The organism is Planctobacterium sp. R6 (genome assembly GCF_055755215.1).
Genome location: NZ_JBVTQY010000006.1, coordinates 1 through 13,982, shown reverse-complemented (window position 1 = coordinate 13,982; position 13,982 = coordinate 1). Strand labels below are relative to the sequence as shown.

Annotated in this window: 8 protein-coding genes and 2 pseudogenes; 4 read left to right on the top strand and 6 right to left on the bottom strand. The window is 47.3% G+C overall.

Features of this window, described 5'->3' with window-relative positions; all coding sequences use genetic code 11:
• Positions 1 to 115: 115 nt before the first annotated feature.
• From AC0J20_RS05770 to AC0J20_RS05755, 4 genes and pseudogenes are all read right to left on the bottom strand, one after another.
• Positions 116 to 1,654 (bottom strand): methyl-accepting chemotaxis protein, encoded by a 1,539-nt coding sequence (locus tag AC0J20_RS05770; protein ID WP_473020962.1) that lies wholly within the window; start codon positions 1,652 to 1,654, stop codon positions 116 to 118.
• 122 nt (positions 1,655 to 1,776) lie between these two features.
• Positions 1,777 to 1,927, bottom strand: a pseudogene (locus AC0J20_RS05765) (DUF2256 domain-containing protein).
• 3 nt (positions 1,928 to 1,930) lie between these two features.
• Positions 1,931 to 3,493 (bottom strand): cryptochrome/photolyase family protein, encoded by a 1,563-nt coding sequence (locus tag AC0J20_RS05760; RefSeq protein WP_473020961.1) that lies wholly within the window; start codon positions 3,491 to 3,493, stop codon positions 1,931 to 1,933.
• A gap of 3 nt (positions 3,494 to 3,496) precedes the next feature.
• Positions 3,497 to 4,921 carry a cryptochrome/photolyase family protein gene (locus AC0J20_RS05755; protein WP_473020960.1) on the bottom strand — a complete coding sequence of 475 codons (1,425 nt, stop codon included), beginning with the start codon at positions 4,919 to 4,921 and terminating at the stop codon, positions 3,497 to 3,499.
• Between the two features lie 187 nt (positions 4,922 to 5,108).
• Here AC0J20_RS05755 and AC0J20_RS05750 point away from each other — a divergent pair.
• Positions 5,109 to 5,240 (top strand): annotated as a pseudogene (locus AC0J20_RS05750) (hypothetical protein); the annotation flags it as partial.
• 101 nt (positions 5,241 to 5,341) lie between these two features.
• On the opposite strand, the gene AC0J20_RS05745 reads toward AC0J20_RS05750, so the two are convergent.
• Positions 5,342 to 6,550 carry a DUF445 domain-containing protein gene (locus AC0J20_RS05745; protein ID WP_473021062.1) on the bottom strand — a complete coding sequence of 403 codons (1,209 nt, stop codon included), beginning with the start codon at positions 6,548 to 6,550 and terminating at the stop codon, positions 5,342 to 5,344.
• Positions 6,551 to 6,819: 269 nt separating this feature from the next.
• Here AC0J20_RS05745 and AC0J20_RS05740 point away from each other — a divergent pair, with 269 nt between their 5' ends.
• Positions 6,820 to 8,298, top strand: coding sequence for a DUF3336 domain-containing protein (locus tag AC0J20_RS05740; protein WP_473020959.1), 1,479 nt, complete (start codon positions 6,820 to 6,822; stop codon positions 8,296 to 8,298).
• A gap of 23 nt (positions 8,299 to 8,321) precedes the next feature.
• Here the strand turns inward: AC0J20_RS05740 and AC0J20_RS05735 are convergent, their stop codons facing one another.
• A complete protein-coding gene (locus AC0J20_RS05735; protein ID WP_473020958.1) occupies positions 8,322 to 9,275 on the bottom strand; it encodes a LysR family transcriptional regulator in 954 nt (317 codons plus the stop codon).
• Positions 9,276 to 9,401: 126 nt separating this feature from the next.
• Here AC0J20_RS05735 and AC0J20_RS05730 point away from each other — a divergent pair, with 126 nt between their 5' ends.
• Entirely contained in the window at positions 9,402 to 10,640 is a 1,239-nt protein-coding gene (locus AC0J20_RS05730; RefSeq protein ID WP_473020957.1) for an efflux RND transporter periplasmic adaptor subunit, read from the top strand.
• 1 nt (position 10,641) lies between these two features.
• Positions 10,642 to 13,812 carry an efflux RND transporter permease subunit gene (locus AC0J20_RS05725; protein ID WP_229530648.1) on the top strand — a complete coding sequence of 1,057 codons (3,171 nt, stop codon included), beginning with the start codon at positions 10,642 to 10,644 and terminating at the stop codon, positions 13,810 to 13,812.
• Positions 13,813 to 13,982 lie beyond the last annotated feature (170 nt).

Genomic DNA, 13,982 nt, shown 5'->3' with positions numbered 1-13,982 from the left:
TGTACGACAAAATTTGCGCTATTCACCCGAAAATTAGCTTAACTTCCGGGAAAAGTGCAAAGCAGATTGCGCATTCTACTGTAATTCCATGCTCCAAACTCAGCACGACGCTCATCTACTCGCCAAAAGACAATCCGAGACTGGCCAGCTTTTTGGCCCGCTCATCCAGCGCACGCGACTCCACTTCCACCAGCTCAGCCTGTTCCAGGTTTTGCATTGATGCCTCGTTGATATTCACGATATTGCGACTGATTTCCTGCGAAACGCTGCTTTGCTGCTCTGCCGCGGTGGAAATTTGTATCGCCAGATCGGAAATCGCGGTAATAGCATCATAAACTTTAAAGACGATTTCCTGAGTTTGCCTGGTTTCGGCCACACAAGAGTCGGCCGCCTGTTTACCCGTTTCCATGGTCGTAGCCCAGTTCAACAGTGTATTTTGAATTTCAGAAATTGATGTCTGGATCTGTTCGGTTGCGCTGTGGGTTCGGCTGGAAAGGGCCCGAACTTCATCAGCAACCACCGAAAACCCCCGGCCATGCTCTCCGGCTCTGGCGGCTTCTATCGCGGCATTCAGTGCCAGTAAATTGGTTTGATCAGCAATGCCCTGAATTTCCTTCATCACACCCCCTATTTTTTCTGCTTCCTGCGCCAGCTCTCCTGCAGAGCTGGCCGATTTCGCCACCTCATCTGCAAGCGAAGAAACTTCTTTCATGGTGTGATTCATGGCATCTGTGGCCTGCTGGCAAAAGTCATGCGCCGATTCCACCCGGGTTCGGGTTTCAACGGTATTTTGTGCAACTTCACTGATGGTTGCCACCATTTCTTCTACCGCCGTAGACACCTGATGTAGTTCATGCGTCTCTTTTTCAACGCCTTCTTTAGCAGCGTGAGCGGCAGTCATCAACGTTTTTGCGCCATCATCCAGAGAATGTGTACTGTCAATCACGCGTCCTAAAATCGTTCTGACTTTTGCTTTGAGAAAACCGATATGAAACAGGGCCTCGCTATTTTGCCCGGCATCGGTATAAACCAGCCTGGATACACTGTCATATTCCTGCGCTAACCCTTTGTTGAATTGCCCCTGAGCAATCATTTCAGGATAAAACAAAGACAACGCAAAAACAGGAATTAACAATGTTACCCAAAAGTAGGAGCTGCCCAACCACAACAGCAGTATAGAAAGCACAATAAACCCCGGCAGCCTGAGTGCCGCGAGCTTTTGCAACAGGTTAGGCCCGGAACTTCCGGTATTGACCTTTTTATAGAGCTGCTCTGCACGGTGACGATATTCTGGATTTAGTTTTCTGCGAACGGACTGATAACCCACTTTTTGTCCGTTTTCAAAGATTGGGGTAACAAAGGCGTCTACCCAATAATAGCGGCCATCTTTGCAGCGATTTTTCACCGCGCCACGCCACGCCTCTCCGTCTTTTAGTTTGCCCCACAGATCAGCAAATGCCATTTTCGGCATATCCGGATGGCGCACAACATTGTGATTTTTCCCCACCAACTCGGCCTGCTCATATCCCGCAACACGGCAAAACACCTCATTGGCATAGGTGATAACCCCACGCAAATCGGTAGTAGACACTAGTTCTTCACTGGCAGAGAATGACACTTCACTATCCACAATTTGCTGATTTCTACGACTCATGGCAATTCCTTTTATTACTACGTGTGATATTAGGATCTGTTAAGAACAAAGCGTGAACTGCAAAGCTCAACAGACCCCGGTGGGAATACTAGCATTATTATTCAAAACGAACATGTCAGCGTTTACCGCTTTAGCGAGTGTCGCTCTCCTGAACACCGTTTTGAACAATATCTGACATCATCCCAACATGCTTGCCATTTTTTTTCACCAGACAAAAGGCCTCTCGCAAATCGGACATATTTTAGCGGGTAAATGCGCTTTCTTTTTTGACATAGATCAAGTTTTTGCCAATAAGTTGATCTCATTGAAAAATGTTGTTGATTGCTGCTGAATTGCCTGCTTATCATCGCGACTTTTCTTTTCCAGGGTACTGTAGATCATAGACATGCGAGGGTTCCGGGAAAAATGTTCGGCATTCTCAATCAGAAAATTCCAGTACAGATAATTGAATGGGCAGGCAGATGGTCCCAGCTTTTGCTTAACATCGTAGTGGCAGTGTTTGCAATAATCCGACATTTTGTTGATGTAACTGCCGCTCGCGGCATAAGGTTTACTGGCCAGAATGCCACCATCGGCAAACAATATCATACCGGTCACGTTAGGTAGCTCTACCCATTCAAATGCGTCAGCATAAACCAGCAAATACCATTGATTGACCTCATCGGGATCTATCCCTGCCAGCAAAGCAAAATTTCCCAATACCATTAACCGCTGAATATGATGCGCATAGGCATTCTGGCGAGTATTGCGGACACACTCTGAGACACAATTGAGCCGGGTTTTCGCGCCCAAAAAAAAATCAGGTAGTGGCCGGTTTGCCGACAGGTAGTTGCGCGCTTTATAGTCCGGCATCAGGTGCCAGTACAATCCCCTGACATATTCACGCCAACCTAAAATCTGACGAATAAAACCTTCTACTGCGTTGAGTGGAGCTGCATTGATATACCAGGCTTGCTCTGCGGCTTTGATTACTTCCCTGGGGGTTAACAACCCGACATTGAGGTAAAAACTCAGGTGACTGTGAAACAACCAATCCTGATCTTGTTTCATGGCATCCTGATAGGTGCCGAAATTCGGGAGTCGTTGCTCGATGAAGGCGTTTAAAACAACTAACGCCTGCTGCCGGTTAACCGCAAAAGAGAAGGGTTTTAAATCCCCAAAATGTGACCCGAATTGCTCGTCTACCAGCGCCAGTACTTCTTCGGTAATATCATCAGGCGCAAACTTCTCGGGCTCGGGTACCTGCACCTCATCCGGCAATTTATTGCGGTTTTGTGTGTCATAATTCCATTTACCGCCCTCAGGCTGCTCCGCGTCCATTAAAATCCGGTGCTTTTTACGCATTTCCCGGTAAAAATACTCCATGCGCAACTGTTTTTTGCCTTTCGCCCACTGAGTAAAAAACGCCTTATCAGCCAGAAAACGGGTATCTTCTTTGATCGTCACTCTGGTTTTAAGTTTTGCCTGCCATTGCTGCATATCGGCATACAGGCGATATTCTCCGGGAAAAGTCAGAATAACTTCGGCAAAATCCCTGGTTTTTAGCAAATGCGCCACCTCAGCAAAAAGACTGCCTTTGTTATTGGCATCATCATATTTGCGATATAAAACACTGAAACCATTGCCGCTTAATTCGTAAGCGAAGTGACGCATTGCCGAAAAGATAAAGGCTATTTTCTTTTTGTGGTGTTTTACGTAGGTGGCTTCCTCTCTGACCTCGGCCATCAAAATGACATCAACACTTTTGTCCAGACCTTGTATAGCGGGCAAGTCGTGCGCAAGTTGGTCACCCAGCACTAAACACAGTTTAGCCCTGCGTCTGGGCCCCTGCTGAGTCATGCTTTATTGTGCCTCTTTCATATCTGCAAATGCATCCAGCGCCCGCTGCCGTGACGCTTTCAGATCGACGATTGGATTAGGGTAATTTTGCCCTAGTTTTACCCCACAGGCGCTCAACAGATTAGCATCCGCTTCCCAGATTTTATGCACCAGTTTGGGCGGTACTTTGCCTAACTCCGGGCACCAGGTTTTGACATAGTCTCCGTCGGGATCAAACTTTTCGCCCTGTGTCACCGGGTTAAAAATCCTGAAATAAGGTGCTGCATCAGCACCAGATCCTGCAACCCATTGCCAACTGGCAATGTTGCTGGCCAAATCGGCATCCACCAGACAGTCCCAAAACCAGGCTTCCCCCTGACGCCAGTCGAGCAACAGGTTTTTCACCAGAAACGACCCTACAATCATTCGCACCCGATTGTGCATATAACCTGTAGCCCATAGCTCACGCATTCCCGCGTCAACAATGGGAAAGCCAGTTTGCCCTTTTTGCCAGGCTTGCAGATGCTGTGATGCTGCTCGCCAGGGAAATTTGTCGAATTTTTCGTTGAAGTTTTGCGTCACCATCTGCGGAAAATGAAACAGCAGATAAGCAGAAAACTCACGCCAGCCCAATTCCGACAGATAACAATCCACATCAGGGCTATCCAGTGCCACACCCTCGATGTTGCATTTATCCACTATCGCATACCACACCTGATTAGGTGACAATTCACCAAAGTGCAAATGCGGTGACAATCGCGAAGTTGCCCTCACGGCCGGCAAGTTGCGCTCATTCTTGTAGTTAAACAATGGACCGGCCAGAAAATCAGACAGTAACTCTTTGGCTCCGGCTTCCCCAGGGTGCCAGTAAGACATCATTTTTTCATCCCAATTAACGGCTGGCAGCAGGTTTAATTCGCTGACAGATAGTCCGCCATCGACTTGCAGCAGCTTTAACACCTCAGGTTTTGCCAGAGGAAAGCGAGGTTGCCCTGCAACCAGGCAACCTTTGCGATAATAGGGGGTAAAGACTTTGTAAGGGGTGCCATCTTTTTTAGCAATTTCGGTGGGTTGCCACAGATGATTTGCGTTAAAACTTCTGACCTGTACGCCTTGCTCAAGCAGTTGCTTTTTGATGTCACTGTCCCGGGCCACGGTTTCAGGCTCGTACAGGCGATTCCACACTACATTCTCGATGTCGTACTGATGTACAACATCCGGAATAAGAGTCTGGGGATCACCGGCAAGTATTAATAGTTTTCCCTGTAAATCTTTGTTTATACTCTCCAGCGAGTCATGTAGCCATCTCAGCGACGCCGCCCCCATTTGCCGGGATAAACGCGTGTCCAGAATATAGACCGGGAGGACAGTGCCTTGCTCAGCAGCGTAGCTTAACGCCGGGTTATCCGACAGCCGCAGGTCATTACGTAGCCAATACAGTGTGGTCATCAAAAAACATCAGGTTATTGCAATTAACTCAATGGTACGCGATTCAGCCTGATCAGATCAGCCTGTATGGTTTGAATGTTGAAACATTAAGCAGTTGTATTATTGGGTGATCTGTAATTGCCTGACAAAGGTATCAATATTCATAAGATCTTCATCCACTACCGGACTGTTTTGATTTCGCCATGACCAACGCCTGTCCGACAATCTGGCCCTGTTTCGCACTTGTACAAAAGCAGATTATTTATTGCCAGTGTTTATCGGCGCACCTGTATGCTTCCAGGATACCCGGTTTCAGGAAAAACACTGGTCTTTTCGCTAACGCGATGATGCAAAGTAGGGAGTCAAACGCATACTGGCTCAGCACACTCTACCCGTTACAAGCAGCAAATACAGAAGCGGTTAAGCCGATTTGAATAGTAACTAGTTAAAAATAAAGTAGATTTGGAAGAATCCGGCCGCCATACCCAGTACCGCACCGGTCACAATTAGTTTCCATTCATCAGCCTGATAGGCAGGCCGCAATACGCCTTCAAACTCCTCTGGCGACAGCGCCTGCATTTTTTCACATAAATCATCGCCAATACGCAAAGCACCATGCGCATATTCATAGGCGTACAACATGTATTTGCCGGTATTATCGAACAGCCTGCGGGCCGCAAGTTGTTTCATCCGGTAATAGTTTGCGGAGCCCACGCCTAACGCAAAGTATGGTTGCGTAATAGAGACATAACGTTCAATTGCGTCGTTAACGTGTAATTCGATGAGTTCCAGAAGATTATCTGAACCCGAGCCATGTAATACGATGTCGGTGATGTTTTCCGAATTCATCACTTTTTTATCGACAATCTCAGCATACACTCTGGCAACTTCTTCCTGGCGTTTTAAAAACATACCCTGAAGTGTAAACGGACCTATTTTGATGGGATTTTTAGGTTCAAATATGATTTTGATAGCGATCCAGTTAGTAGCATATCCCACAACCAGGCCTCCCAAGGGCAGGATCCACCACAAGGGATAGAAATGCCAAAAAATCATCGTTGGTATGCCAAATAAAAAGCCAAAGTAAAATCCCGACTTTTCAATAAATGGAAATTCTTTTTCTCCGGCACTGAGAAAAATTTCATTGATGAGTTTGGGGTTATTTACCAACTGCGTCACCACCAACTCTTTAATATCCAAAATCTCTGTGACATTGTGCTTAAAGTCGCTGATGATTTTGCGCACCACATTGGGAATGTCCATCTCTATGCGGGCATACACCAGGTTTTTACCTTGCGCCGGCAATCCCGCCCAGGCCGTGGGTGCAGCTTCCTGCATCACATCATTCACGATTTTTCGGATAACCTGCTTGAGACGTCGGTGAATGTTTTTACTGATTTCGTCGGGATCCAGACGATCGGCAATCTCCTGAACACTGAGCAACTTACCCAGCACCAGTTCCACCTCAATTTCCGCCATTTCACGGCGCTTCATAGGAATAAGCCCTTGCCAGCCAAATATAGGTTTAATGCCGATGAACTCTATCGGATAAAACATCATTTTTACCGCAAGAAAGTTTGTAAACCATCCAACAACTGCGCTGATAAGGGGGATCAGCAGAAGCATAAAGTGTTCCTGGACGAATTCCATCATGGGTATATGACTGTTTAATATTGTTTTTATTGAGCTTGAGCGACAGGCTAACGATTGGGATTAGAATGGTCAATCTAAAAACCATTTTTTGCCGTACAGAATGTAAAATAGACCTTATACAGCATTTAACGGGTAGCATTTTTACCGGATTTTAGCGGCATTTTGTGGCTTGTTAACCGATTTTTAACGAAATTTACGGATTTGGTAGCCTTTTCTAAAATTATTAGTTTATATTGGTGCAATATCGAAGTAGTAGATCGAGATTTATGCAAAGACCACTGACGCTGGGTAAAATTGAAGAAGCCATTGAGCATGCATCTTCTTATCAGGAGTACAAAGAGGCCTGCCTGGCGCATGACGCGCTTTCGGGGGCTGATGAATGGAAAGCCAAAGACCGAGATCGCGGCTATGATTATCGCCTGATACGCAAACGCGTTGAACGACTTAAGTTCGCCCGCCAGCAAGGCGATCCCGCCGGCCTGATGTCTATTTTACACGAAGGTATCCATGGCAATTTGGGGAATATCGCCAATCCCGAGTTAAATAATTACTGCAAGATCGGTACTAAAAACCTCATTCAGGAATTTCTCGATGAGGTCTGTGAAGCCCTGAGCATGATTTATCATGCCGATGAAAACGATATCGACTTCTACGAAAAACTGTCTTTCTTCGAAGAAACTTATTATGCCTTTGGTAAATCCTGCCTAATGCTGAGCGGCGGTGCCGGACTCGGCTTTTTTCACTGCGGTGTAGTAAAAGCGCTGGTGGAAGAAGACTTAATGCCCAACATTATTAGTGGTGCCAGTGCCGGATCGATTATCACCGGGCTGGTAGGCACCCGTACCGATGACGAATTAAAAGACGTTCTTACTGCACAATCAATTTTTGAAAGGTTTCGCAGCTGGTCTGTGTGGCAAGGGCTTGGTAAGGACGGATTGCTGGACAGTACCAATCTGGAAAATGCGCTGATAGAACTGTTTGGTGATATGACCTTTGAAGAAGCTTTCAAAAAGACCGGACGCAAGATCACTATTACCGTGTCACCCGCTGATCTGCACCAATATTCTCGACTGCTGAATCAAAAAACATCACCAAATGCCATTATCACGATGGCGGTCAGAGCTTCAACCGCTATACCGATGGTGTATTCCCCGGTGCAACTGCGGGCTAAAACAGCCAGTGGTCAAATTGTGCCTTACATTCCAAACCGCAAGTTTTGCGATGGCTCTATCATGGCCGATATGCCATTTCAGCGTCTGGCAAGACTTTATGGTGTAAACCACAGTATTGTTAGTCAAACAAATCCGATCGCCGTGCCCTTTTTATCCCGCAACAAAAAACATTCTCACGATTGGTACTCCATAACCAAGCGTCACCTGTTTAATCTGGCGAAAGTGAACAGCATTTACGCCTTTGATATGGTTGAAAACGCCATAGATAACCGGGCCTTAAAACTGGGAATTCACAAGGTAAGATCAATCATAGAACAACAATACGTGGGTGATATCAACATCTTGCCGCAACGCAGTGTTCGCAATATCGCCAAGATTTTCTCCAATCCAACGGTTGGCGCAATTCAGGATCTCATAGACAGCGCGGAACGCGCAACCTGGCCACAAATGGACAACATCAGACGCAACACTCAGATAAGCAAAACCTTCAGAAAATACAACAAACTACTGAAAAAGCGCGAGCAGCAACTACTGTCTGGTCAATCCGGGTTGCGGCTGGTAAAAGCGGGATAATCGCGCTGTTCTGCGCGACAGATTTACGCCGCTTTTGCCCCGCAAAAGCGCTTTTTAAGCTCTTCAAAATGCCGTTCAGCGTGTGACTTTATCATGTGACTAACATGATGCCTTAACCAACATAAGCCACCGTCTTTTTCCTGACGTTTATGCCAATGGTTACAAAGTTGAGCCCCCTGAATTTCCACCGGCGTTTTTGTAACGGCCAGCTTACCGCTAAAAATAGCCTTTTCTAAAGCTGTTGGTGGCACCACCGAAATTAAATCGCTCTCGGCAATCAAATCGGCCACCGCTGAAAAGTGATTCACCGTCATAGCAATACGACGTTTCAGGCCATGCTGTGCTAATACCTGATCGGTATATCCGGTTACGTCACCGGATAAAGACACCAACAAATGCTCTGCAGCCGCAAATTCTTCAACGGTCAGGTTTGCCTTAGCCAGTGGATGTCCGGGGCGCATGATGCATACGTATTTAGGCGTATACAGATATTCGGTTCTGATAATGGAGGGGTCGCCACTGGTAATAGTGCCAATCACTAAGTCCACTTCAGCATCAACCAACACCTGTTCCCCGTTAACGATAGTATATGGAATAGCATGAATATTGATACCTGGCGCTTCGGTTTCAATAATTTTTCTCAGTGGTTTCCAGACTATATCCACCATGGCGTCAGCTACTGCCAGTCGGAATGTTCGATTCGAGGTGGCGGGATTAAAATTTTCCGGGGCAACGGCGTTACCCAAAACCTGCAGGGGCTCGCGAATTTGCGACCAAAGATTGCGGGCGTACAAGGTCGGATTGATAGATCGTCCTTCCTTGATAAACAATTCGTCTTTCCACACCACCCGCATTCTGGATACCGCATTTGATACCGCAGGCTGGGTCATCGACAAGCGTTCAGCTGCACGGGTTATCGAGCCTTCTGTCATAATGGCATCGAAAACCATCAATAAATTCAGTTCCTGATTTCGCATCACTGTTCTCCCGGCAATCGCCAAAAGCATCACAAAAATAAATGTATTGCATACAATCTTATAATTATTTTTATTTTAAGTATAGACCCATAATGCGCCGGTCAGAATTTGTTGAGGAGCATTATCATGACTGTTAGCAACTGGATAAAAGTCACTGTCGCGTTAACCACCGCTGCTGTTGTCAGCGCCTGCGGCACTCACGCACAAGAAAACACCGCACCACCGGCACCCTCCGTTTCGGTGGCCGAGGTGATTGAACATCGTCTTACCGAGTGGGATGAATTTACCGGGCGACTGGAAGCACCGCAAAACGTAGAATTGCGACCTCGTGTTTCTGGTTATATTGACATTGTAGCCTTTGAAGAAGGCGATATTGTTACCGCCGGAGAGCCGTTGTTTTTTATCGAAAACAAACCCTTTAAAGCTGAAGTTCGCCGATTGGAAGCGGAGCTGATGAACGCTCATGCGCAAAAAGAGTTGGCGATTTCAGAAGCCAAACGCGCTGAAAATCTGTTGGCTAAAAACGCCATTTCTGAGGAAATTGCAGATTCACGCCGCGCGCAATTGAAACAAGCCACAGCGCGAGTCAGTTCAGTGGACGCCGCGCTGGAATTGGCGCGCCTGAATTTGAGCTATACACGCGTTGAAGCGCCAATTTCTGGGCGGGTTTCCCGCGCCACCTTTACCAAAGGAAACTACGTAACAGCTGGTCAGTCTGTCCTGACTAACCTGGCGTCGACTGACAAAGTTTACGCCTACTTTGACGCCGATGAACAAACCTATTTGCATTATGTCAAATTGGCCAGAGAAGGTAGCAGACCCAGCTCCAGAGAGCATGAAAATCTGGTGTTAATGGGGCTGGCCTCCGACAAGGATTACCCTTACCAGGGGCACATCGACTTTCTGGACAACAGAGTGAATCCCAGCAGTGGAACAATTCGTGGCAGAGCCGTGTTCGACAATGATGGACAGTTTATTCCTGGACTATTTGCCAGACTCAAGCTGGTAGGAAGCGCCAGCTATAACGGTATTTTAATTGATGACAAAGCCATTGGAACCGACCTGAGCAACAAGTTTGTTTTGGTGTTAGACAATGACAATAAAGTCCAATACCGTGCCGTGACTCTGGGTGAGAAAGTCAATGGTTTGCGGATAATCAAATCGGGCCTGCAAGCGGGTGAACATATTGTCGTTAATGGCCTGCAGCGAGTTCGCCCTGGTTCAGCGGTGACGCCTGAAGAAGTGCCAATGGCCGAACAAGCCAAACTGCAATCTTTGCAAGTTATGCAACAAATTATTGATGAAAACCGACAGCACCCAACTCTGGCGCAACAGCAACAAGACACTGTTGTGATTGGGGGTTAACATGAATTTGTCACAATTTTTTATTCATCGGCCCATCTTCAGTGGCGTATTGTCACTGCTGATTTTTATCGCCGGTGCACTATCGGTGTGGCAGTTACCCATTACCGAATACCCTGACGTGGTGCCGCCAACCGTGGTGGTAACTGCCAATTACCCCGGCGCCAACCCGAAAGTTATTGCGGAAACGGTCGCCTCGCCGCTGGAACAGGAGATTAACGGCGTAGAAGATATGCTCTACATGTCTTCTCAGGCGACTGCCGATGGCAGAATGACGCTTACTGTTACCTTTGCCATTGGCACAGACCCCGACAGAGCGACGACCCTGGTGCAAAACCGAGTTGACCGCGCCCTCCCCCGGCTGCCTCAGGAAGTACAACGTCTGGGTGTAGTTACGGAAAAATCGTCGCCCGACCTGACGATGGTGGTGCACTTAACCTCACCTGATGATCGCTATGACATGCTGTATTTGAGCAACTATGCACGGTTAAAAGTCAAAGACGAATTAGCCCGAATTGAAGGTGTGGGCAGTGTTCGCTTGTTTGGCGCAGGCGAATACAGTATGAGAGTGTGGCTGGACCCGGATAAAGTTGCAGCGCTGAACCTCAATCCAGGTGATATTGTGGCGGCAATTCGCGAACAAAACCAGCAAGCCGCCGCCGGAACATTAGGCTCACAGCCTACCGGAGAAAATGAGTTCCAGTTGTTGATCAACTTAAAAGGCCGTCTGGCAAATGAGCAGGAATTCGAAGAGATTATTATCAAAACCAGTGAAACCGGGGCTATTACGCGTCTCAGCGACGTAGCACGTATTGAGTTGGGTGCCAATAGTTACTCATTGCGTTCACTGCTGAACAATAAACCAGCTGTGGCGTTACCTGTCTTTCAGGCTCCCGGCTCAAACGCTATTCAAATTTCTGATGACGTGCGTGCCCGTATGGCCGAGCTGAAGCAAAGCTTCCCTGACGGCGTGGATTACAGCATTGTTTATGATCCAACCGTTTTCGTCAGAGGCTCCATCAAAGCAGTAGTAAACACACTACTGGAAGCCGTGCTGCTGGTCGTATTAGTGGTTGTACTGTTTTTGCAAACCTGGCGCGCGTCGATTATTCCTCTTGCTGCCGTGCCTGTGTCTTTGGTAGGTACTTTTGCCATGATGCAGATGCTCGGGTTTTCGTTAAATGCGCTCTCACTGTTTGGTTTGGTACTGGCGATAGGGATTGTAGTGGATGACGCCATCGTGGTGGTGGAAAATGTCGAACGAAATATTGAAGAAGGATTATCTCCTGTCGATGCCACCAAACAGGCCATGAAAGAGGTGACCGGTCCCATTGTAGCGACGACACTGGTTTTAATGGCGGTATTTATTCCGACAGCGTTTATGTCCGGTTTAACCGGCCAATTTTACAAACAGTTTGCCCTGACTATTACCATATCAACCATCATATCAGCGATTAATTCACTGACACTAAGCCCTGCCCTGTCGGCTTTATTGTTAAAGCCGCACAATGCCCCGAAAGACTGGTTAACCAGAGCGATGGATAAGTTATTGCAACGATTTGTGTTTGTACCTTTCAATCGTGTATTTGACCGTGGTTCAGCGGCATATACCAATGGTATTGGCAAACTGATCCGCTTGAGTAGCATCATTTTACTGTTGTACGGCGGCTTATTAGCACTGACCTGGCAACAATTCAATGACACTCCTACGGGTTATGTACCGGGTCAGGATAAGATGTATCTGGTGTCTTTTGCACAACTGCCCGATGCCGCATCCCTGGAGCGTACAGAAGCGGTTATTAAGGAGATGTCTGACATCGCTTTACAACACCCTGGTGTGGTTTCTGCGGTGGCCTTTCCAGGCCTCAACATTAACGGTTTTACCAATAGTTCCAGTAGCGGTATCGTTTTTGTTACCCTGGATGAGTTTGAAAACCGCCAAAGTGCAGAACTATCTGCGAATGCTATTGCAGGTTCACTCAACCAGAAGTTTGCGTCTATTCAGGAAGCGTTTATAGCGATTTTCCCACCGCCCCCTGTTCAGGGACTGGGCACCATTGGTGGCTTTAAACTGCAGATCGAAGACAGAGCAAACCTGGGTTACGAAGAGCTGTATCAGGTTACCCAACAGGTAATGCAAAAAGCCTGGGCGGCCCCTGAACTCACCGGTGTATTCAGTAGTTACCAGGTCAACGTACCGCAACTCGATGTAGACCTTGATCGCACCAAAGCTAAAAGCCAGGGTGTGAATATCGATGAAGTGTTTACTACGATGCAGGCTTACCTGGGCTCGCTTTATGTCAACGACTTTAATCAGTTTGGCCGAACCTATCAGGTAAATGTTCAGGCAGATGAAAACTTCCGCCAGGAACCGGAACAAATCAGACAAATAAAAGTGCGCAATGCTTTAGGCGAGATGATTCCATTGGGTTCTTTCATTGATGTCCAGCAAAGTGCCGGTCCTGACAGAGTCATGCGATACAACGGATTCACCAGTGCAGAAATTAATGGTGCACCTGCACCGGGTTACAGCTCAGGTCAGGCACAGGCAAAAATTGAACAAATTCTGGCTGACACATTACCCCTGGGAATGGACTATGAGTGGACCGATCTCACCTACCAGCAAATACTGGCCGGTGATACCGCAATGCTGGTTTTCCCGCTAGTTGTACTGTTGGTGTTTCTGGTACTGGCTGCACAATATGAAAGCTTCAGTTTACCTATGGCGATCATACTAATTGTGCCCATGACACTGCTTTCAGCTATGACCGGTGTGATCATCTCCGGCGGTGACAATAATATTTTCACACAAATTGGCTTTATCGTACTGGTAGGTTTGGCGACGAAAAACGCCATTCTGATAGTGGAATTTGCCAAAGAATTAGAAGATCGCGGCATGACCACACTTCAGGCCATCAAAGAAGCCGGCAGATTGCGTCTGCGCCCAATCCTGATGACTTCCATCGCCTTTATTATGGGTGTCTTGCCAATGGTACTGTCTACCGGAGCGGGGGCAGAAATGCGTCAGGCGATGGGCGTAGCAGTATTCTCAGGCATGATCGGAGTGACCGTTTTTGGGCTGATTCTTACACCGGTATTTTACAAACTGGTGCAACGGAAAAAGGCCGAATCAAACCCGGTAGCAGAACCAACAGAGCAGGTAAACCCCGCTTAACTCCTCACTTTTCGGAACCCCTGCTGTTCGCACCCCTATCTCCTCAACGGAGCAGCGGGTGGTTCCACCTCTAATCAATTAACGTAATTAATGGGACAGCCATCATAAATTGTCCTGACAGCCACCATAAATTGTCCTGACAGCCATCAAACCTTCAGGCATCAAAACTG